Origin of the sequence: Pseudohongiella spirulinae, from assembly GCF_001444425.1 — a bacterium.
GTDB classification, from domain to species: domain Bacteria; phylum Pseudomonadota; class Gammaproteobacteria; order Pseudomonadales; family Pseudohongiellaceae; genus Pseudohongiella; species Pseudohongiella spirulinae.
On record NZ_CP013189.1, the window covers coordinates 313,333 to 335,568 of the forward strand.

The following is a 22,236-nucleotide window of genomic DNA, read 5'->3' on the forward strand; positions in this document are numbered from 1 at the left end:
GCAAATAATATACGTCTATAGAGCGGTGGCGCGGCGAACGTTATCCTCAAGATGAGTTGTATTGATAGTGCCGATCACAACGCTGCTGACACCGGGTTCGCTCAGACTGAAGTGGATTGGATCCGGCCTGTCGAGACTTTCAGGCATGTGACCGCTGGCCAGCGCTTTTTTGATCAGCACGCCCTTGTTGCTGGCGTGAGCCTGAGTGATAACCGCTCGCTCTGATTTCTCCTGTGGGTTGTAAGTGACCATCACAACATCGGCGACCTCCAATGCACGCAGGCCGCCGGCCAGCGTTTTGCCGGACAGGCCATAGGCACGAATTTTCCCCTCGGATTTCAGGCGTGCCAGGGTTTCAAAACAGTCAGTCTGCTCGATGATAGTCAGATCATTGCCGTCGGAGTGAATAAGAACAATATCCAGGTAGTCAGTCCGCAGTCGCTGCAGGCTGCGTTCAACGCTGAAACGGGTGTGCCTGGCGCTGAAATCAAAGTATGACAGCCCCTTGTCGAACTCTTCGCCGGTCTTGGTGCAGATGATCCAATCATGCCGGTTCTCCATAAGTTCGCCGAGGCGAGTTTCACTGCTGCCGTAGGCGGGTGCCGTATCCAGCAGGTTAATGCCAGACCCTTTGGCACACGCAAGCAGTTCCCTTACCTGACTGTCGTCTGGCAGCATGAAGTGACTGGGATACTTGACGCTTTGATTGCGGCCAATTTTGACTGTGCCAAGACCCAGGCAGGATACAAGTATGCCGCTATCCCCCAGCGGCCGTTTGGCCAGTGGTCGTTGCAGGCTCATGTTTCAGTGCTCCAGGGGGCAATACCGACTTCAGCCTGCGGCAGAAGATCATGCAGGGGGGAAGCATCCGGCACGTGGCCGGACGCTTGCACTGATTCAGAGATACTAGCCATGACACTGTCACCCAGATCCGGGCACAGCGTCAGTTTGGTTGGCCAGCACACAATTACACGGCCAGACTCGGACACATATGCGCTATCCGGTCGTTGTCGGTCAGCCGTTGCTGGCTCAGCCCGATCTATCATGAAACTTTTTACCTCGGCCTGCTGCAGGTCAACCCATGGGAAGCGTTGTTCAAGTACCTGGAGTGCGCGTTGTTGCTGTGTCTGCGGCTGGAGCCCGACACCGGATTCGGCCAGTTCGCCACCCAGATACCAGATCCATTTTTTCTGGTCGGCGTTTTGTTGCGGGTGTGCCGTCAGGGTGAGTTCCGGCGTCATGCCAAAATCGTCACCGATGCAATGTAAGTATGGGGGCAGAGGGTGATCTGTACTGACTGTAACCATGTGCAGCGACCGGCGCTGCATGGCGGGTAAGGTTGAGTGTGTGACCTGCTGCCACTGATGATTCAGGGCTTCGTTACCGGCACCTGCGGTCAGCACTATTCTATCGGTATGCAGGTGCGTCCTGCCTTCAGTTGACGTGAATATAATGCCATCGCTGCTCAGCTGCAAATCGGGACATTGTAGTATGCGTTTCTGCCATGGCCTGGCCAGCTTGCTGATTAAAGAAGGTGTGTCGATAACAAAATCCGAGAGCTGATAAAGGGTTCCAGTCAGTCGATGGTTCGGAGTGAATTTAAAAAACGCCGGATAATCATCTGGCGCAACGACATCGATGCGACCCTGCAGTGCTTTGCTGCCCAGGAAGGTTTTAAAACGCGATCTGAGTGAGCCACCTGACCACATATAAAAATCCGGCGAGAGCAATGTGGTGCCTCTAAGGTCAATGTCGCCCTGACCGTTCAGGCACGCACGCCAGCGTTTGGGCATATCGGCAATGGCGCTGCTGGCGGGGCTCAGAACACCGTTTAACGCATATTTCAGTCCGCCGTGAATGATGCCTTGCGAGGCCAGTGTCTGTCCGCTGCCCAGCGCGCTTTTTTCAAGCAGAACCGCATCATAGCCCGCCTGACAGAGCCTGTTCAGAAGCCACAGACCGGCAATGCCGCCGCCAATAATAGCGACCTGAGTAGACAGTTTCAGCACTGGCTTACCACCATTTTCGCCAACGGAAATAAGCAAAAAGACCCACGCCGGTAGCCAGCATGAAAGCCATGATGGAGGGATAGCCCCAATGCCATCTGAGTTCCGGCATGTAATCAAAGTTCATGCCGTAAACACCGACGATAAAGGTCAGCGGCATAAAGATGCTGGCAAAAAGGGTCAGTACTTTCATGATCTCATTCATGCGTTGACTGACACTGGACATGTATAAATCCAGCATGCCACTCAACAGGTCGCGCAGTGTTTCGATGTTGTCGATAATATGAATGGTGTGGTCGTAAACGTCGCGCAGGTAGACGCGGATGTCCTGACTGAGTATGACGTTCTCATCACGGCTTAGGCTGCTCAGTACTTCACGCAATGGCCAGACAGCTTTGCGTAACAGTAACATCTCACGTTTGTAGTGATGTATCTGGTTCAGGGTGTCTGGTGTTGGCCGGATCAGCAGTTCGGCTTCCAGATCTTCAATGGCATCACCAAGGTTTTCCAGCAACACAAAATAGTTATCGACCACGGCATCAATCAGGGCATAAGCCAGGTAATCAGGCCCGAGCTGGCGAATGCGTCGTCCGTGTCCGTGGCGCAGACGTTCCCGTACTCCGTCAAACACATCACCGACTCGCTCCTGAAAGGACAGGACGTAGTCGTCGCCAATAATGAGGCTGACCTGCTCCATCTGCACCGTTCTGTGTGAATGGTCGAACTGCAGCATCTTGATCACAACATACAGGTAGGTATCGTGTACCTCTATCTTGGGGCGGTGATCGGTGTTCAGGATATCTTCCTGCACCAGAGGATGGAGCTGGAAGAGATTGCCTATGCTGCGGATGATCTCGGCATTGTGCAGGCCGGTAATGTTATACCAGGCAGTCTGGCCGACATTGCTCTCATGACGACACTGGCTGACATCCAGTGAGTTGCGCTCGTCCAGATGAGAGGCGTCGTAGTGGATGAGATCAATGGTGGTATCAACCCCACTGACTTCACCGACATGAATCAGCGTGCCTGGTGCTGCTCCCGGCTTTTTGCCGCGCTTTTTGATGAGTCTGGCGGAGCGATGCGGGTGGTGAGGTTTAGCCATAAGTATCAGTGCTGTCTCGACAACGCCAAGGATGAAGGCTATGTTAGCACGCAGAGTGCGTTCCATGTAAAACAGGACACATAGCGATACAGGAAAGGATATCTGGGTGAACAGGTCAGTCTATAATTTTGCGTTTTATCTGTTGTTGCCATTTATTGTGCTGCGATTACTGTGGCGCGCCCTCTTTTTGCCGGCACCGGCCTATGCCCGGCGATGGGGTGAGCGGCTGGGGTTTGTGGCTAGTGCAGCTTCCGGCAGAAAGGAGCGGCAGTGGATCTGGGTGCATGCCGCCTCGGTCGGCGAGACGGTGGCTATTTCGCCCCTGGTTCTCAAACTGCGTGAGGAAAGGCCCGACTGGGGTGTCGTGGTCACTACCATGACGCCTACAGGCTCAGAGCGTATTCATTCTCTCTTTGGGTCAGATGTCTGTCACGTTTATGCACCTTATGATTACGGCGGCGCAGTGAAGCGCTTTCTGCGCACATTTCATCCGGCGCTGGTCATTCTGGTGGAAACGGAGCTTTGGCCTAATCTGGTTCATTACAGCAAAGCCAATGGTGCCAGCATCATGGTGGCCAATGCCCGCCTGTCGGAGAAGTCTTACCGTGGTTATCTGAAGTTCGCAGGCCTGGGCAAGCCGATGCTGCAGCAGATAGATCTGATTGCCGCACAGGCAGAGTCTGATGCTGAACGCTTCCGTAAACTGGGCGTCAGTGATGAGAATATCAAGATCACTGGCAGTATCAAATTTGATATCGGCTTACCGCCCGACCTGAGCGAAAAAGTGGCGGCGATGCGCGAGCGCATTGAAGGCGAGCGGCCAATCTGGATTGCAGCCAGCACCCGTGAGGGTGAAGATGAAAAAGTGCTGAGCGCTTTCCGGATTATTCAAGCGGAACTGCCGGAGGTCTTGCTGATTCTGGTGCCGCGTCATCCAGAGCGTTTCAACTCGGCGGCACGCTTGTTTGAACATGCCGGCTATACGATTGTCCGGCGTAGCAGCAAGCAGACTGTGACGGCTGATACCCATGTGTTTCTGGGCGACAGTATGGGAGAGTTGCTGGTTTATCTCGGTCTTGCTCAGCTCGCATTTGTCGGTGGCAGCCTGGTCAATACTGGCTGCCAGAATGTGCTGGAGCCGGCCGCGCTTGGCTTGCCTGTTGTAACCGGGCCGTCTCAGTATAATTTTCAGACCATCTGCGAGCAGCTGGAAGAGCGTGGTGCATTGCAGACGGTGGCCGATGAGGAAAAACTGGCAGAATTCGTGCTGATTCTGCTGCGTGACGCTGGACAACGCGACCGGATGGGGGCGGCGGGGCGGCAGGCGATTATTGATAATCAGGGGGCATTAGAGCGAATCTATAAACTGGCGGTATCATTCTTGCCGACTTGCTGAGTAGCCAGAATTCAAGCTGACAGCAGCGGCTTTAATGTAAGGTTGTGTGCTGTGCCCTCGTTTAGCCAGATATTGTCTTCAATGCGTATGCCGCCCAGCGGCAACAGCTCTTCGATCAGAGTCCAGTTCAGCAATGCCTGGCGTCGCCCGGTCCTGAGTTTGTCCAGCAATGCCGGGATGAAATAGAGCCCGGGCTCTATGGTAAATACCATGCCATTTTCCAGAGTGCGCGTTGTTCTTAGCGCCGGATAGCGGGAGGGTGGCTGTTTTGTCGTGCCGTCAGGCGATGCCAGACGTCCGCCGCAGTCGTGCACCTGAAGACCCAGAAAATGTCCCAGGCCGTGCGGCAGAAAGGCGCTTGTTACCTCCTCTTCAAGCAATTCCCGGGATGAGCCTACGGCAATTCCGGACTCTATCAGTAACTCCGCCAGGGATTCATGAGTCGCTTCATGTAACTGGACGTAGGATTGGCCGACGGCGATTGTGCGGATAATATTTCGCTGCAGTTTCTGCATGCCGGACAACAGGGCTGCAAATACCTCATGTACGCCGGGCCGCACCCAGGTTCGGGTTATATCGGAGCAGTAGGCAAAACTGCGGCAACCGGCATCAATCAGCAGAGCCTTATTCAACGCAGGATCGACAGCAGCTGACCGGCGCTTCTTGAGCTGGTAATGCAGGATAGCTGCATGTTCATTGACGCCCACGATACTGGGGTACGGCAATTCATGATCCAGCGCGCGGCAGGCTGTCAGATAGGCCATATGGATGCCAAACTCATCCTTGCCATCCAGGAAGGCTTCGTGAGCGGCCTGGTGCCCGGTCAGCGCCAGGGCATTGGCATCGGCAATACGCTGCACCTCGTAGCGGGTTTTATAGGCCCGGTAGTAATCAAGGTAGGCGATCAAAGAGGCCGGGTTAACATGCCCGGGCCGGGCACCCAGTGCGGCGGCCAGGTTGACATCCTCGCCCAGGAAAAGCAGTTGATGGTCAGGGATCAGCGTCTTGAGCTGTGCTTCTAACTGATGTTTGTCAGGGAGAATCCGGATGTCATACAGATCGGCCCACCAGCCCGGCAGTTCCAGACTCTGGTCATGCCAGAAGTCCTGAGGGATAACTGCGAAGAATACCGGTTTCTTTCCATGCCTGAATAAAACAAATTGATCGGGTCTGTCCACCGGCAGCCAGCGTAGAAAGTGACCCCATGCTCTGAATGGTATGGCCAGATCATCAGCGTAGTAGCTATGGGAAATACCGCTGCCAACAAGCACGGGCTGGTCTGCGAAGTCGCAAGCCTGCAGAGCTGAAGCATACTCAGTCAGCAGGTGATTCAAATGATCGGCAAATAATCGCTCAGCACTCATGCTGTGAGATAATACGCCGAAACCTGCCTGAACAACAGCTTATGACGGCGATACCGGTTCGGAAAATTATCCATTGTGATTGCGATTGTTTTTACGCGGCCATTGAAATGCGTGACAATCCGCAGCTTCGTGGCAGGCCACTGGCCGTTGGTGGTGCCAGCGAGCGCCGCGGCGTAGTGGCCACCTGCAATTACGAAGCACGGCAATTTGGTATTCATTCGGCAATGCCGACAGCAACGGCCTTAAGGCGATGCCCTGAACTGTTGGTGGTGCCTCCCCGGATGGATAAATACAGACAGGTTTCCCGGCAAGTACAGGCCGTGTTTCGCGATTACACTGACCTGATTGAGCCTCTTTCCCTGGATGAAGCCTATCTGGATGTCAGTCAGTCAGGCGCTTGCCAGGGCAGCGCGACGCTGATGGCTCAGCAGATCCGCGATCGGGTGCGCGATACCCTGGGAATCACCCTGTCAGCGGGTATTGCGCCCAATAAATTCCTGGCTAAAATCGCCAGCGACTGGAACAAGCCGGACGGCCAGTATGTCATAAGGCCGGCGCAGGTTGATGAGTTTGTGCGGCAATTACCGGTGAGCAAGCTGTTTGGTGTGGGCAAGGTGACGGCCTCACGTTTGCATGCAATGGGCGTCATTACCTGTGAAGACCTGCGTGCTTACAGTCAGGCCGCATTGCAGGCGCAATTTGGCAGTTTTGGTCAGCGGTTGTATCTGCTGGCTCGGGGAATTGATGATCGCGAGGTGAAGGTTGAGCGGCAGCGTAAATCCTTGAGTGTGGAAAATACCTACGCCGTTGACCTGCCGGGTTTGCCGGAATGCCTTGACCAGATCAGCAGTCTTTATGAGCAGATGCTGAAACGGTGGCAGGGCCTGGCCGACAAGTATCAGGTTGCCGGGTGTTTCGTGAAACTGAAATTCAACAATTTTGCTTCAACGACGGCAGAGCAGGCGGGCCGGGACATGGCGCCGGAGAATTTTCCGGCGCTGATGGAGCAGGCCTGGCAGCGCTATCAGCTCCCGGTGCGGCTGGTCGGGCTGGGTGTGCGGCTCAGGCCGCGTTCGTCCGCAGTGGGCGCCGATCAGCTAAGCCTGACTCTTGAGTAGTCTAACCGCGCAGGCGAATCAAGCCTTCCTGGCACACAGAGGCCACCAGTGTGCCGTCCCGCGAGAAAATATTGCCCCGGTTAAAACCGCGCGCCTGTGAAGAAGAAGGACTGTCTTGCGAGTACAGCAACCACTCATCCATGCGGAACGGACGATGGAACCACATGGTGTGGTCCAGGCTGGCAATCTGCAGTTTGGGATCGAACAGGCTTTGTCCGTGCGGACGCAGAGAGGTCTGCAGCAGAGTCATATCTGATGCGTATGCCAGCAGGTGAGCATGCAGCGGGTAGTTCGCTGGCAACTTCGTGTTCAGGCGAAACCAGACGCTGGTGCTGGGTGCTTTGGGTGTGTTGTCAAACAGGCTGTTGATGTCCACATGGCGCAGATCCACCGCAAACTGTCTTGAGAAGCGCTCCAGCAGGTCCTCCGAGATCTGGCCTCGAAAGCGTTCAGCCATCTGCTTGCGGTCTGCGCAGTCTTCCGGCGGCGGCACGTCGGGCATGTCAATCTGATGTGAAAGCCCCTCTTCCGGTATCTGGAAAGAGGCTGACATATTCAGAATCGCTTTGCCATGCTGGATGGCAACAATCCGGCGGGTCGTAAAGCTGCGTCCGTCGCGGATGCGGTCGACCTGATAAATGATGGGGTGTTTCAGATCTCCGGGGCGCAGAAAATAGGCGTGTAATGAATGAACATGACGATCGTCCGGCACTGTATGGGTGGCGCTTAACAGAGCCTGCGCCAAAACCTGCCCGCCGTATACCCGAAACCACCCCTCGTTAGAGGATGTGGTGCGGTATAGATTTTCGTCCAGCTTTTCCAGTTCCAGGTGGCTCATCACCTGTTGCAGATTGTCGTTTTCTTGCGCGTCCATATTAGATTTACCTGGCAGTCCGGTTCAGCGCTAAGTTTAGCAGCTCGCGACGTCTTATCCGATACCTTTATCTGATACCGTGTCGCAGCGGCTTTACCCGATTGACGGCTCGGCGTATTATTCGGGCGACATTACAATAACAACGACAGGAGTAGCTCATGCGACCTTTATTGCTGATCACTGCAGCCTTTGCCGGCAGCATGGTATTGATTCTGAATCTGGTTGGTCAGCCGGTTGATGCGGCGGATGACCCGCAACTGGCAGCGGTAAAAAAACAATTTGTCGGCCATTATGAGTTGGTCAGTTTTATCAGCTACCCGGCTGGTGGCGGGGAAGTTGATAACAACTATATTGGCCGCATCATGTATGACGAGCACGATCAGATGTCTGCCCAGGGCATGCCCAAAGATTTGCCTGCGCGCGCGGCCCAGACAACTGAACTGGTGCGTGGCGGATTCGCCTACTGGGGCCCGGTAACCTGGGATGTGTCGCAGAACAAAGTGACACATTATGTGGAAGGTTCCCCTACTCGCGGCAGTTGGGTAGGTGAAGATAATGTACGTTACTATGAATTCACTGCAGATGGTTTGCTGAAATTATCGATTCGGGACGATAGCGGCCGAACCACCGGAACCTTGACCTGGCGCCGAATCGAATAGCAACGGAACTTGATGCAGATCAACATGTGGTGCCGGCGTCACTAATCGTGACAGCTACGACCTGTGTTAAGTCTCCCGGATGGCATAGCATTCCAGCCGCTTATTTCTGAGCGCTGTTATTTCTCTGGTGGCACGATTGCTTTTCATCTCTGATGTGTATCGTGATGGCCTGCGTCGACTTCTGACGCTGGCTGTTGCCCCGCTTATTCTGCTGCTTGTGGCCGTGATATTGCTGCCTGAGCTGGTCGACTCGTTGCTGCCCGGCGGATACCTGGTATTCCATATTCTTGCCGAAAGTATTTCCATTCTGGTCTCTTTGCTGATTTTTGTGGTGGGCTGGCATGCGGCACGCCATCGTGCAGCGCTGTCTGTTCTGCTGCTGGCCAGCGCCTTCCTGGGCGTCGGCATACTTGATTTCCTCCATACACTGACTTACGACGGCATGCCCGTGGTTATTGGGCAAAGCGACTCACAACAGTCGATTTATCTTTGGCTGGCGGCACGATTGTTGGCGGCCGCAGGGCTGCTGGCTGCGCTATTGCTGAACTGGGAGCGAACAACTGGAGTAGCCGAACGTTGGCAAGTACCCGCAGGCATTGTGCTGTTTGTGTCGCTGACTGGTTACGCCGTGTTTTCCGGCCAGATTAAACTGCCGACGGTTTACGATCCGGCAACGGGTCTGACTGCTCTTAAAACGGCGCTGGAAGTACTGGTGATGATTATGCATCTGCTCATTGCAGTCCTGCTGATCAGGCGAATGTCACAAGTACAGCCCTACCATGGCGTTGCCATGCTGGGCGCTAATCTGATCATGGCCATGTCGGGGATCTGGTTTATCATGTACGGTAACCTGACGGATGGCCATATTGTCCTGGGGCACGTTTATAAAGTTATCGCTTACCTGTTTTTGTTCAGAGCGGTGTTCAGTGAGGCTATCGAATGGCCTTATGCCCGCGTACAGGAGTCAGAGCGCAAATTGCAGGCCACTCTGAACGCCGTGCCTGATCTGATGTTTGGTATCAGTGCCGACGGCACCTACCACTATGCTCACTCCTCTGATCCGCGTCTGCCCCAGGCTGAGCTGAATAAGCTATTGGGCGCCAATATCTGGGATTTTCTGGGTGAGCCGGGAGCCAAGGCGTTTCTTGACGCATTGCGAGAGGCGGCCCGCCAGGGCTACTCGCGAGGACGCCAGTTCTGTATGTCATTGCCTGACGGCAAGGTCTGGTATGAGTTGTCGGTCTCGCGTAAAAAGGATCAACCTGGTGAGCCGTCAGAATTCATCGCCGTGTGCCGGGATATCACGGGTCGCAAACGGGCGGAAACTCAACTGCGCCTGGCGGCCGCTGCCTTTGAAACCCAGGTTGCCATTATGGTGACTGACGCCAATCAGACCATCCTCAAGGTGAATGAGTCGTTCAGTCGCATCACCGGATATTCCAGCGAAGAGGTTATTGGCAAGACGCCCAGGATACTCAGCTCAGGTATGCAGGACGCCGCCTTCTACCGGGCAATGTATGCTCAGTTGGAAGCCGAGGACCAGTGGGAAGGCGAAATGTGGAATCGCCGAAAAAACGGCGAGGTATATCCCGAGCATCTTAATATCAGCATTGTGCGTGACACGGATGGCAATATTGAATACTACGTGGCAAATTTTGGTGATCTGACACTCGCCAAACAGGCTGAGGAGCGGATTCATACCCTGGCCTTCTATGATTCATTGACCAATTTACCCAATCGGCGCATGTTGCTGGACCACATCACGCGGGCTCAGAACAGGGCTGAGCGCTCAGGCGGCCACACCTACTGGGCTTTGTTGTTTGTTGATCTGGATAATTTCAAGGCGCTTAACGACACCAAAGGTCATTCCACAGGGGACTTGTTATTGCGTCGCGCAGCCGAGCGAATCAAAGCCTGCACTCGCAGTAAAGATATTGTTGCCAGGCCCGGTGGTGATGAGTTTGCGATTTTGCTTAATGGCCTCAGTCATGACCTTGCTCAGGCCGCCAAGGCGACGCAGGAAGTTGCCGACAAAGTACTGGAGCAGGTGTCTAAACCCTACTACCTGAACGGTTTTTCATACATTACCACGGCCAGTGTGGGGGTCACCGTGTTTAATGGTGAGCAGTTCAGCAACGATGAATTACTGGGTCAGTCGGAGCTGGCCATGTACCGCGCCAAGGAGCAGGGTGGTAATAGTTTCAGTTTCTTTGTGCCGGAAATGCACCAGGCAGCTATTGAACGTAGCCATCTGGAGACCGATCTTCGCGGTGCCCTCGAGAAAAATCAGTTGATGCTTTATTTTCAGCCCAAGGTGGATGGCAATGCTGATATCCAGGGTTTTGAGGTGCTGTTGCGCTGGTGTCATCCACAACGTGGAATCGTATCGCCAGCCGATTTTATTCCGATTGCCGAGGCCACGGGATTGATTGTGCCGATCGGGGAATGGGTTCTGAATGCAGTCTGTCAGCAGTTGCGTCAATGGCAGAACGATCCTCAACGCTGCCATTGGCGGTTGGCCGTCAATATCAGCGAGCGTCAGCTTTCGCATGAGCGATTCGTTCAATCAGTCCGGGATATTCTTAAGGACCATGATTTTGATCAGAATTTAACGACAAAGCTCGAGTTTGAGATAACAGAGAGCATGTTGATGAAAAATATCGAGCACGCGGTTGCCTCGATCAGAGAGTTAAACAGTATGGGAATACAGTTTGCCATGGATGACTTTGGTACTGGTTATTCTTCGTTGAATTATCTGAAAATGCTGCCGCTGGATTGCGTAAAGGTCGATCAGAGTTTCGTGCGAGACATGCTGGTTGACCAGAGCGACGCCGCAATTGTGGAGATGGTCATAGCTCTGGCTAAAGCCATGCAGCTGGTTGTGGTTGCTGAGGGTGTCGAGACCTACGAGCAACACAAGCTGCTGGTGGGCCTGGGCTGTGATCAGATGCAGGGTTATTATTATGGCAAACCTGCACCAATTGAGCAGATTACCAGTCAGCAGTCGCTGAAGGCCATCGCGTTTTAGGCTGGTGCTCAATCTGGATCAGCAATCCGGCAGAACTTGTTATCCAATCGGTCAGTATTTGACTCCCGTCAAGGAAAATGAATCAGGCTTCCTGCACCATGCGAGCATGACCGCACTCGCTATGGTGTAAAACAGGAGGTCTGGATTGAGCGCGCGCATAGGACAACGGGCAGACTACTGGCAGTCGGCAGTGCAGCCAGGCAAGCCAGAGCAGCAAAATAATGCTGAATTGTTGCTGGCTGCAGAAAGAGTGAGCCGAATGGCCAAGTGGCTGGTCATCAACATGACTTACGCCAGAAATGTGCATCTTGACGGTCGACCGCTGACCGCTACGGATCTCAAGGGCAGACCTGCCGGTAACACGTCTGCCGCCTTACGCTATGTGCCTTTGTATGTGGGTTATTTGCTGGCAAACGCATTGTCAGGCAAGACCAGGGCCTGGCTGATGTCCTGCGACGCCGGTTCAGTGGCAGTTGATGCCGTCAACGTGCTGATTGGCAATGCCGACGAATCGCAACTTTCCTGTTATTCCATGAGTGATGAAGGGTTAAGCCGGTTGTGTCGTGATTATTTCAGCGACGAAGTGACTCTGCCGGAATCCGTTCATGCTGCAAATGGCAGCGCCCTGAGACCACATTCTGCTGCAGCGCTTGCATCGGGTGTCCATGCAGGTAATACCGCCAGGCAATTTGTACATATGCCGTTGCCGGGGCAGGAGCTGGTGGTATTTCTGGACCAGCACGATCTTGGCAGTCAACCCGGCACCGACTGGGGTGCCTATTGGTGGCGTGGTGAAGATAGCGGCCTTGTAATGCCATTATTGCAAGTAGGCGACGACTTTGCCGCTGCGACCGCACTGCTGAACGAACAGGGATTCAATCCGGTGTTGGTAGACGGAGATGATCCGATCGCGATTGCCAGGGTTATCATCGAACTGGGTGAGAATCTGCAGGAGCAACACCGCCGCGTTATCACAGGTGAAATTAACTACCCGGTCAGAATGCCGTTGGCTGTCATTCATTTCTCGCCATCATTCGAATTGCCAGAGACCTCCAGTCTTCGGGTAAACGAAATTCTTCAGCCCCTGCATGTGCCTGTTGCTTTGTTGGAGCAGGCGGCAGACATGTTGAACTGCCATGCCCGGCAGCGACGCACCGCCGCAAAAGATCACTGGTTGTGTCAGTTGCAGGTCAGCCAGCCAGAGCTTCCATATTTTGCGCCACTGGAACCGTTCGACCGAAGAGCACCGATTGACATAATAGATGATTGGATCTGCCACCTGGTTGAGCAAAATCCATTTCATCGGTTCCGGATTGTTCACACTGGATACTGCACGCCCTGTCTGATGCCACAATCCCTGACGCTTTTGAATGTGCGCACATCAAGTGATGAGCCTGATCGGGCTGGTTCACGAAATGGTGCAGTGATTGTCGCCGCCAATGAGGAGTCGGCTGTGGCCGCCGCACTGGCCAATAAACAGGGTATTAACCTGGTACTTGCTCAGGAGGCAGCAGGTATCAGTCTCTACAGAAGCTTGCGAAGGGAGGCGGTTTTCGCTCGTGAACAAAGTGCCTGCGGTTGTCAAACCAACTGGATTGCTGTACCAATCCTGATCACTGCACATGTCTGGGACAATAGCCGGTCCGGTTTGTGTCAGCAGTCACCAGCGCTTACTGAGGCCTGGTTGGAGGAAATGTCAGATGTGGCACCTGTTTATTTTCCAGTGGATGCTGAAACAGCCGTAGCGGTCACTGAGTTTGTTTATAGTCAGCGCGCTCGCGTGGCGCTGGTTGTGCTGCCTGGCAGTGCCGTACCGCTGGTCACGAACACCGAGCAGGCTATGTTGGCCGCGGCCCGTGGTATCACTGTGATCAGCCAGGACGATGATCCGGAGTTTCAATTGATAGCAATTGGTGCTTATCAGTTGGCTCAGGTGCAGAGGGCTGCGGTGCGGCTCAGAGAGCGTGGCTACCGCTGTTCGGTGATATCGATTCTTGAACCGGGGCGGTTCAGGGTGGCTCGTGACGAACGGGAGTCCGATTACATCTACGATACCGATACGCTGAAATTTCTTATTCCCGATACCAGCATACGATTACTGGTTACGCATGTGCACGGTGATATTGCGGCCGGTTTATTAAGGCGTCTGGCAGATGGAGCTGAGCATTTTCATGTTATGGGCTACTGCAATCAGGGTGGCACTTTAGATGTGTTCGGGTTACTGTATGCCAACCATCAGACATGGGCTCATGTCTTACAACAATGTGCGCTGGCGCGGAATCTGGACATGGCTGACTTGTTAAATGACGCAGAATTGCAGGCCGTGACAGGTCGGGGCGATCCGGCTGTGCTTAGATAGCAATCGCAATTTATGACTGAAAGCTTTCTGTATCTGACTCGGCTCGGTATCGATACCCACCAGGAGCCTGTGGTTTACATGCGCGAAGATTGTCACGTGTGTCGCTCGGAGGGCTTTGATGCTCAGGGGCGTGTTGAGATCTGCAGCGGCAAGAACTCGATAATAGCAACGCTCGATATCGTCAAGGGTGATCTGCTCAGCCATCAGAAAGCCGGCCTGAGCGAGGCTGCCTGGCGATTGCTGGGTGCAGCTGAGGGCGACAAAGCCACCTTTCGTCACGCGCCGCCAGTTGAGTCGATGGCTTACGTAAGAGGCAAACTCTACGGTAAACCTTTCACTGAGGAAGGTGCCCGCCATATTATCCGTGACATCGATGCTGGCCGTTATTCCGACATACAACTCTCTGCCTATGTGACGGCCTGTGCCGCCAACAATCTTAACATTGAAGAGACCATTCATATTACCCGCGCCATGGTCGAAGCTGGTCAGCGTTTCGACTGGGGCGACGGGCGTATTGTTGTAGACAAGCATTGTGTCGGCGGTCTACCTGGCAATCGTACAACGCCGATAGTGGTGGCCATTGCGGCAGCCAATGGCCTGACCATGCCAAAGACATCCTCCCGTGCTATTACTTCACCGGCCGGCACGGCTGATACCATGGAAACGCTGACCAGAGTGTCACTGAGTTTTAAAAAAATGCGTGCGGTGGTTGAACAGGAAGGCGCATGCCTGGCCTGGGGTGGGTCAGTGTCGCTGAGCCCGACCGATGACATTATCATTCGCGTTGAGCGGGCGTTGGATTTGGATAGCGAGGGCCAGATGGTAGCCTCAGTTATCTCTAAAAAAGTGGCCGCTGGCTCAACACACGTGTTGATCGATATCCCGGTTGGGCCAACCGCCAAAGTCCGCAGCGCGGAACTGGCCGAGCGACTGGCCAACGCCTTGCGGGATACGGGTGAGGCATTGGGGCTGAGGATTAAAACCATTATCAGCGATGGTAGCCAGCCTGTCGGGCGCGGGGTCGGTCCGGCATTGGAGGCATATGACCTGTTAAAGGTATTGCAAAACCAGGCGGATGCGCCCGCTGACCTGCGCGACAGAGCGCTGGCAGTGACCGCTGCTGTACTTGAAATGGGCGGTGCATGTGAGGCGCGTGAGGGGTTGGCGCTGGCCAAAAAAACGTTGGAGTCAGGCAAGGCCTGGGAGAAATTTCAGGCCATCTGTAATGCTCAGGGTGGTTTGCGTGAACCGCCAGTGGCCAGATTTACGCATGTCATTACCAGTGAACGCACAGGGATCGTTGCACTAATGAACAACCGGGTAATTTCCAGATTGGCCAGTCTGGCCGGTGCGCCCAATGCCCAATCTGCCGGCCTGACCATGCATGTCCGGTTGGGCGATACTGTGGAGTCGGGGCAGCCGTTGATGACCTTGCATGCTGAGGCTGCCGGCGAGCTGGAGTACGCACTGGATTTTTATGCGGCTCATCCGGAAGCCATCCATATTGAAGAGGAGGTTGTATGACTCCGATTCTGTACGAGATGCCCGGCCAGGAGCCTCTGGCCCGGAGTCTGTCAAAGCTGTTGGGGTGGCAGCAGGGGCAGGCAATTATCCGGCAGTTTCCCGACGGAGAAACATATATCCGCATACTTGACGATGTGCGTGACAAAAAGGCCGTTATCCTGAGTCAGTTGCATCACCCGGACGAAACAACTCTACCGATGTTGCTGATGGCTGATACGCTGCGCGACCTGGGTGCAGAAAAGGTTGGTCTGATTGCGCCGTATCTGGCCTATATGCGTCAGGACAAGCGATTTAATGAAGGTGAAGGCGTCAGCTCACACTATTATTCAAGATTAATCAGTGCTCACCTTGACTGGTTATTGACAGTAGATCCTCATTTGCACCGGATTCATGATTTATCTGAAGTTTACAGCATTCCCTCACTTTCCCTTACGGCGGTGGCGCCAATGGCGGGCTGGATAAGGGAGAATGTTGACAGGCCGCTGATCATTGGTCCCGACAGTGAATCTGAGCAATGGGCTGCCAGAGTGGCAGAGCTGGCAGGAGCGCCGTGCGAGGTGCTAACGAAACAAAGGCTGGGCGACAGAGATGTCAAGATTTCGCTGCCGCATGTAGATCGCTATCTGGATTATACGCCTGTGTTGGTGGACGATATGATCAGCACGGGCCGAACCATGATACAGGCTGCCGGGCATCTCACTTCAGCGGGCATGCGAGCACCGATCTGTGTGGTCGTGCACGGTCTGTTTTCACCAGGCGCCCGGCAGGAGCTGCAGGACAGCCAGTTAACGGTAGTGACCTGCAATAGCATTCCTGATGCCAGCAACAAGATTGATCTGGCACCTTTACTGGGTGAAGGTCTGGCGTGTCTATCTGGTATTTGAGCCGCTATCGGGGCCAGGGTTCAGAACGCTATGCAGTCACCGCGAGCGGGAATTTCACTTTTGATACCCTTGTCCAGCCAAAGGCGTTGTGACAGCGCATCCAGCGCTTCGGCTTCACCATGGATGAGGTAAAAACGCGGATTGGTTTCGAAATTGTCGGCCCACTCAATCAGCCCGTCCTGTCCAGCATGCGCCGATAAACCACCAATGGTTTCAATGCGAGCTTTGACCTTGAAGTCATCGCCAAACATGCGAAACTCTTTAATGCCATCAACCAGCATTCGACCCAGGGTGCCTCGAGCCTGAAAGCCGATAAACATGATCGTATTCTCGGTTTTCCAGATACGGTGCTTAAAATGATGCCGGATGCGCCCGCCGGTACACATGCCACTGCCGGCAATAATAATGGCGCCCTGTTTAACGCTGTTGATGGCCATGGACTCTTCTGCCGTGTGACACAGGCGCAGATTCGGTAAGAATTCTCTTAATGATTCCCGGTTGGCTTCGTTCAGGCAGCGTACGTCTTCATCATCCATAATGTGCAGCCAGCGATCGTAAACTTCAGTGACCGCGATAGCCATTGGACTGTCGAGATAAACCTGCCAGTTGTCCAGCTCCCCGGCGTGATAGAGACAGCCAAGGTGGAAGATTATTTCTTGCGTGCGGCCGATAGCAAACGAGGGGATCATCACATTGCCGCCGGCCTCCCAGGTTTCGTGCAGGACGTCCCTGAACTGATCCAGTGTCGCCTGATGACTGCGATGGTTGCGATTGCCATAGGTGCCTTCCATCAGCACGATATCGGCCTTGGCAGGTGATTCGGGGTCATTCATCAGTGCGGACGTTTTATTGCCAAGATCACCTGAGAACACCAGGATTTTTTCTTCGCCTTTTTCTGTCAGAGTCAATTCAACGATTGATGAGCCAAGAATGTGTCCGGCATCAAGAAAACGTACACTGGCATCAGGCCCCACCTTGACCGCTTTTCGGTAGGCCTGCCCATCACACAAACGCAACACCTTCTCAACATCGTGCTCAGTGTATTCTGGTTTGATGCTGTCGCGTCCGCTGCGCTCGCGGCGCAGATTCTCCCGTTCCAGGTCTCGTTCGTAGAGTCCCCAGGCGTCTTCCAGAAGAATTCTTAGCAACTGCCGGGTTGCCTGAGTGCAATAAATGGGACCGTCAAAGCCCTGATTAACAAGTTTGGGCAACATGCCTGAGTGATCCAGGTGGCCGTGAGAGAGAATAACCGCGTTTAACTCAGCGGGATTGAAATCAAATTTCTCATCCTGAACCCTGTCGACAGCATCGCCGCCCTGGTGCATGCCACACTCCATCAGGATTTTTCCCAGTGCGGGTGATTCAAGCAGGTAACAGGACCCGGTCACTTCCTGCGCGGCTCCGAAGAATGTCAGTTTGGCCATGGTTCATTCTCACTAAGATCAATTCTGTTTCAAGCATACATGAGAGCGCCGGTCAGTAACATGACCGCTATCAGTAAAAGAGCGCTAACGTTTACTGTACTGCCTTGCCATAGACGATTCCAGCGTCGCTCGAATTTACGCAGCTTTTTGTCGCTGAAAGAAAAATCTGTCGGCGATGTGGCGAGTCGATTGATTGCTTGTTTGAGTTTCAAAGACAGGCTGGGAATGCAGAGGCCGATTTTTTCTGCACCGCTCAGTGCCCGGGTCCATCGGGCGGGCCAGGCCCAATATATGAGTCCACCCAACACGATGGGCCAGCTGGCTGCCCAGAGCTTGTCGGTTGCCAGGCTTGAGACTAATGGCTCGCGCATGTCAGGCCATAACCAGGGCAGGGCAATCGCTGACAGGCTCAACATCCACCAGAGCGTCGCCTTGACCGGATCGGTCGGCTGTATGGCAGCAGTGGCGTGCCGCGCTCTGAATGTCAGTAGCACTTTAATGATAATCAGACTGGTTGCTACTGAACCCACCGATATCAGAGTGTACCAGAGAGCCAGGGGCTCTCCCTCGAGCAGTGATTTCAAAGCGGATTTGGCTGCCATGCCGCTGGTGATCGGTAAGCCGGCAATCGCCAATGCAGCCACCAACAGCATAAACTGGTTTGCTCTGTTCATGACCAGTGACTGGCTGCGGACACTAAAGAAGTCTGCGGCGATAAACAGTGAACCTTTGATCAGTCCATGATGGACGGTGTAAATTGTCAGAACAGTGGCGATGAGTGTGCGGTGTTCTGGCATTAGCCATGCCAGCGCCAGCAGAAAAAGAAGATAGCTGACTTGACTGACAGATGAGTAGGCCAGTATCCGTTTCACCTCATGCTGCATGAGACCGGCAAGCACTCCATACATGGCGCTGATCATCGCCAGTGTCATTATCAGCAGCGCACTTTGCCCAGAAATGGCTGACTCTGGCATGATTTTCCACAGGCCCAGAATGCCAGCCTTTATCATGGCGCCGGAAAGCACCGCACTGGCAGGTGCGGGGGCCGCCGGATGTGCCAGTGGCAGCCAGCCATGCAGTGGCCAGAATCCCGCTTTCAGACCAAGTCCGAGCAGGAGCAAAAGCGCAGCGATCGGGGGAATGTCCGACTGTTGCACCTCGGACAACAGCAGGCTGCCATTGCCGGCATGGCTGGCCATCAGTAATGACGCCAAAAGCGCCATTTCTCCCAGAATTGCAAGCTGCAGGTAAACGCGACCGGCACGTCGCGCCGCAGGTTTGCCGCTGTGAATGACCAGCGCATAGGCTCCCAGGCTCATCATTGAGAACCCAATATAAAAACCCAGTACATCCTGAGCCGCGATGAGCAGCAGATTGCCTGCACAAGACACCGACCAGAACAGCCAGAAAAGAGCCTGGGGTCGATCATCGGACATGCGGATTTTATACAGCGTTGCGATGAGCCAAAGGACAGCTGTAAAGGTCAGCCATGACAATTCAAGCTTTGACAGGGTGCCCACGGTCGCGCCGGGCCACAACATGGTCATAGTCCGAACTCCCGATTCACAACCAGCTCGGTCCAGCCCAGGGGACTGACAAGGCTGCCGGCCAATATACCCGCCAGCAGCGATAGTACGGCCGTCAGTAGTGCGGGAATCAACAGCATCCAGTGTGTTTCGAATCGCGTATCAGGATATTGATCTCTGGGCCAGCCTCCGATTGCGGGGGCTGCAAACCAGCCCCGATAGATCAGGGGCAAGAAGTAAAGCGCATTGAGCAGGGACGAGCCGATGAGGACTGCAAGTATCACAGGATATCCGGCATCGAGAGCCCCGATGCCCAAATACCACTTGCTGATGAATCCGGCGATTGGCGGAACACCAATCATACCCAGTGCGCCGATCGTAAAAGCCGCCATGGTTAAGGGCATGCGCTTTCCAAGGCCATTCATTTCTTTTATGTTGTGTATGCCGAGGGTTTCCGCAAAAATACCTGCGCAGAAGAACAGAGTAACCTTCATCAGACCCTGGTGAACCAGGTGTACTATTGCGCCCACGGCAGCTACAGGTCCGGCCATCGCGACGCCCAGAGTGATGTATGAGACCTGGCTGACCGTTGAAAAGGCAAGACGCCGCTTTATGTCAGTCTGACGCAGCGCCTGTACCGAGCCATAAAGGATCGTAAACGCAGCCATCGCCATGAGTGGTACCGTCAGTCCCAGACTCTGGCTGGTCTCTACGCCAAATACATCATAGACGACGCGAATGATACCGAACGCCCCTGCCTTGACCACGGCAACAGCATGCAACAGCGCGCTGACCGGTGCGGGTGCCACCATCGCACGCGGAAGCCAGACGTGGAAAGGAAACAGAGCTGCTTTGACGCCCAGTCCGGCAATCATCAGGAAGAAGGCCCACTTCAAACCGGCGGTTGATAACTGGGCGTCAGGAATCACATAACCTCCGGGAATAAAATCGGAGGTCCCGGTCATTGCATGCAATAAGGCCACGCCCATCAACAACACCGTACCTCCGGCCAGCGTGTACGCGAGATAGATTCGGCCTGCCCGTAGTGCTTCAGGTGTGCCCCGATGCACCACCAGAGGAAAGGTGGCCAGGGTCAAAAGCTCGTAGAACAATAAAAACGTAATCAGGTTACCTGCCAGCGCAATGCCGACGGTGGCGCTGACACAGAGGCTGAAGTATCCGAAAAAGCGTGATCTTAGTGGCGAGTTTTCCAGGTAACCGATAGCGTAGATCGTTGTGGCCAGCCATAGCACAGAGGATAGACTGACAAACTGCAAAGAGAGTGCATCACCTTGCAACACCAAGGGTGCTGCCGGCAAAAAGGGTAGCGCGAATCGGAACTGCAGTCCCTGGTTCACTCCCAGCAACATCAGGGCGACCAGGCAAAGTTTGAGTAGTACGCCGCCCAGATTAAGCGCGGTACGACGTCTGGCTGCGCCTTCCGGGGTTGCGAAAATAAGCAGCCCGGGAACAAGCGAGCTCAGGATAATCAATAAGGGCAGCAGGCTGGTCCAGTGCCACAGGGAGTCGGGTGTCATATACCTCCTCCAGCCAGTATCAGGATCAACTGGTTACCAATCAGTGCCATGCCCCAAACCAGCAGTGCAGGCAGCAAGGCAAGCCAATGTCCCGCTCTGTCTGGCTGTCTGTCCGGTGGATTGATTCGTGCCCGGTCAAATGACAGAGCCACGACCCTGAATATGTAAGCTGCAGATACCAGGGTGCCCAATAAAACACCCAAAGCCCAGGGCCAGTATTGCGGCTGATTTAACATGGGTTCCAGCAGCACCCATTTTGCCAGGAATCCGCCGCTGGGAGGCAGGCCGATCAGACTGCCGCCTGCCACTGCAAACGCGAACATGGCAACCGGTACGGTCTGTGTCGCTCCACGCAGCCCGGATAACCTTTTGGTTCCAAGTGTACCCTGCATTTCGCCGGCGGCCAGAAACAGTGATGTTTTTGCCAATCCATGGGCAATAACAAACAGCCATAATGCAATATGCAACTGTGGCAGCTGCCAGCTCATCAGCAGCCCCAGAGCCATGAGTGCGTAACCTAGTTGGGCTATGGTTGAGTAAGCGACCAGGACTTTGATATACGGGGTGCGCATGGCCGACCAGCCGGCGGCGCTCAGGGCAATCATGCCAGCCGCAGCAACGGCCGGGCCAACCTGTTTTGCCAGCTCAGGTGGCGCCAGTTCCGTCCAGATCAGCCAGAGAATAAATAGAGGAGCTTTGACCACTATTCCGGACAGCAGCGCGCTGACTGCGGTCGGCGCACTGGCGTGAGCGGCGGGCAACCACAAATGAAGAGGCCACAGAGCCCCTTTCAGCATCAGTGCGGCTGTCATCAGTACCAGTGCCAGTCGCGTGAGGGTGTTGTCAGAGGAAATTGACGCAAGATGAACCAGATTCAGTGTCTGATATTGTGCATAGATCAGCACAACACCAAGAAGATAGATCAAAGAAGCGGCCAGTGACAACAGCAGATAGTCTGACGCGGCTTTGTAGGCCCTGGCACCGGACAATGCCACCATGGCGACCGCTGCCAGACCGATCAATTCCAGCGTGATGTATAGATTAAAAAGATCAGCTGATAACCAGAGCGCATTTAGTGAGGCGTGCAGAAACGCACTCAGCATCCAGAAGTCTTGATGCGGGGCATGGCGACTGAACCGGGCGTAGGTGCCGACAAGTAAATGAATAAACGCGGTAAAGACCAGCAACAAGGCGCTAAGCGATGACAGGCGCAAACTGATACCCAGGTCCTCAGCCCACCCACCCAGATTGATTGTTTGTGGCAGGCCGGCCTGCATGGCACTTTGCAGCGCCAGTGCTGCGGAAACCAGACTGACGACACTGCCGCCCAGTACCCATAGCCCCGTGTGCTTTCTACCGGACATGTAGCCCAGAAAAACCAGCAGTAAAGCTGACACAAGTGGCGCTGTCAGGCTGATCAGGGCGTAATTCATG

Annotated in this window: 16 protein-coding genes; 7 read left to right on the plus strand and 9 right to left on the minus strand. The window is 54.4% G+C overall.

Annotation, left to right across the window (positions count from 1 at the left end; genetic code table 11):
- Positions 1 to 15 precede the first annotated feature (15 nt).
- The 3 genes from PS2015_RS01610 to corA are packed head-to-tail and all read right to left on the minus strand — an operon-like array spanning position 16 to position 3,108.
- Positions 16 to 801: an aldo/keto reductase gene (locus PS2015_RS01610; RefSeq protein WP_058020527.1), complete on the minus strand. Its 786-nt coding sequence runs from the start codon at positions 799 to 801 to the stop codon at positions 16 to 18.
- Entirely contained in the window at positions 798 to 2,045 is a 1,248-nt protein-coding gene (locus PS2015_RS01615) for an NAD(P)/FAD-dependent oxidoreductase (protein ID WP_058020528.1), read from the minus strand. Before PS2015_RS01615 ends, PS2015_RS01610 begins: the two co-directional genes overlap by 4 nt.
- Positions 2,014 to 3,108, minus strand: coding sequence for a magnesium/cobalt transporter CorA (corA, locus tag PS2015_RS01620; RefSeq protein ID WP_058023086.1), 1,095 nt, complete (start codon positions 3,106 to 3,108; stop codon positions 2,014 to 2,016). The genes PS2015_RS01615 and corA overlap by 32 nt, the downstream gene beginning before the upstream one ends.
- 106 nt (positions 3,109 to 3,214) lie before the next feature.
- Here corA and waaA point away from each other — a divergent pair, with 106 nt between their 5' ends.
- Entirely contained in the window at positions 3,215 to 4,504 is a 1,290-nt protein-coding gene (waaA, locus tag PS2015_RS01625; RefSeq protein ID WP_058020529.1) for a lipid IV(A) 3-deoxy-D-manno-octulosonic acid transferase, read from the plus strand.
- Positions 4,505 to 4,515: 11 nt separating this feature from the next.
- Here the strand turns inward: waaA and pepQ are convergent, their stop codons facing one another.
- Positions 4,516 to 5,868 (minus strand): Xaa-Pro dipeptidase, encoded by a 1,353-nt coding sequence (pepQ, locus tag PS2015_RS01630; RefSeq protein WP_058020530.1) that lies wholly within the window; start codon positions 5,866 to 5,868, stop codon positions 4,516 to 4,518.
- Between the two features lie 50 nt (positions 5,869 to 5,918).
- Between pepQ and dinB the strand changes: the two genes are divergently transcribed.
- On the plus strand, positions 5,919 to 6,986 hold the full coding sequence (dinB, locus tag PS2015_RS01635) for a DNA polymerase IV (RefSeq protein WP_335338264.1): 1,068 nt from the start codon (positions 5,919 to 5,921) through the stop codon (positions 6,984 to 6,986).
- Between the two features lies 1 nt (position 6,987).
- On the opposite strand, the gene tesB is transcribed toward dinB, so the two are convergent.
- Entirely contained in the window at positions 6,988 to 7,860 is an 873-nt protein-coding gene (tesB, locus tag PS2015_RS01640; RefSeq protein WP_058020532.1) for an acyl-CoA thioesterase II, read from the minus strand.
- 158 nt (positions 7,861 to 8,018) lie between these two features.
- Between tesB and PS2015_RS01645 the strand changes: the two genes are divergently transcribed.
- The 5 genes from PS2015_RS01645 (at position 8,019) to PS2015_RS01665 (ending at position 16,314) form a co-directional block, all read left to right on the plus strand.
- Positions 8,019 to 8,519, plus strand: coding sequence for a lipocalin-like domain-containing protein (locus PS2015_RS01645; RefSeq protein WP_058020533.1), 501 nt, complete (start codon positions 8,019 to 8,021; stop codon positions 8,517 to 8,519).
- 136 nt (positions 8,520 to 8,655) lie between these two features.
- Positions 8,656 to 11,547, plus strand: coding sequence for a bifunctional diguanylate cyclase/phosphodiesterase (locus PS2015_RS01650; RefSeq protein ID WP_058020534.1), 2,892 nt, complete (start codon positions 8,656 to 8,658; stop codon positions 11,545 to 11,547).
- A gap of 145 nt (positions 11,548 to 11,692) precedes the next feature.
- Positions 11,693 to 13,906 carry a phosphoketolase family protein gene (locus tag PS2015_RS01655; protein ID WP_058020535.1) on the plus strand — a complete coding sequence of 738 codons (2,214 nt, stop codon included), beginning with the start codon at positions 11,693 to 11,695 and terminating at the stop codon, positions 13,904 to 13,906.
- Between the two features lie 12 nt (positions 13,907 to 13,918).
- Positions 13,919 to 15,430 (plus strand): thymidine phosphorylase family protein, encoded by a 1,512-nt coding sequence (locus tag PS2015_RS01660; protein ID WP_058020536.1) that lies wholly within the window; start codon positions 13,919 to 13,921, stop codon positions 15,428 to 15,430.
- A complete protein-coding gene (locus PS2015_RS01665) occupies positions 15,427 to 16,314 on the plus strand; it encodes a ribose-phosphate pyrophosphokinase (RefSeq protein ID WP_058020537.1) in 888 nt (295 codons plus the stop codon). The genes PS2015_RS01660 and PS2015_RS01665 overlap by 4 nt, the downstream gene beginning before the upstream one ends.
- A gap of 20 nt (positions 16,315 to 16,334) precedes the next feature.
- Here PS2015_RS01665 and PS2015_RS01670 read toward each other — a convergent pair whose 3' ends face one another.
- Genes PS2015_RS01670 through PS2015_RS01685 form a run of 4 tightly spaced genes read right to left on the minus strand, consistent with a single transcriptional unit; the run spans position 16,335 to position 22,235 of the window.
- Positions 16,335 to 17,738, minus strand: coding sequence for an MBL fold metallo-hydrolase RNA specificity domain-containing protein (locus PS2015_RS01670; protein WP_058020538.1), 1,404 nt, complete (start codon positions 17,736 to 17,738; stop codon positions 16,335 to 16,337).
- A 29-nt stretch (positions 17,739 to 17,767) separates the two neighbouring features.
- Positions 17,768 to 19,285: a proton-conducting transporter transmembrane domain-containing protein gene (locus tag PS2015_RS01675; protein WP_058020539.1), complete on the minus strand. Its 1,518-nt coding sequence runs from the start codon at positions 19,283 to 19,285 to the stop codon at positions 17,768 to 17,770.
- Positions 19,282 to 20,802: a proton-conducting transporter transmembrane domain-containing protein gene (locus PS2015_RS01680; RefSeq protein WP_058020540.1), complete on the minus strand. Its 1,521-nt coding sequence runs from the start codon at positions 20,800 to 20,802 to the stop codon at positions 19,282 to 19,284. The genes PS2015_RS01675 and PS2015_RS01680 overlap by 4 nt, the downstream gene beginning before the upstream one ends.
- Complete coding sequence (locus PS2015_RS01685; protein WP_058020541.1) at positions 20,799 to 22,235, minus strand: complex I subunit 5 family protein; 1,437 nt, start codon at positions 22,233 to 22,235, stop codon at positions 20,799 to 20,801. The genes PS2015_RS01680 and PS2015_RS01685 overlap by 4 nt, the downstream gene beginning before the upstream one ends.
- Between the last annotated feature and the right edge of the window lies 1 nt (position 22,236).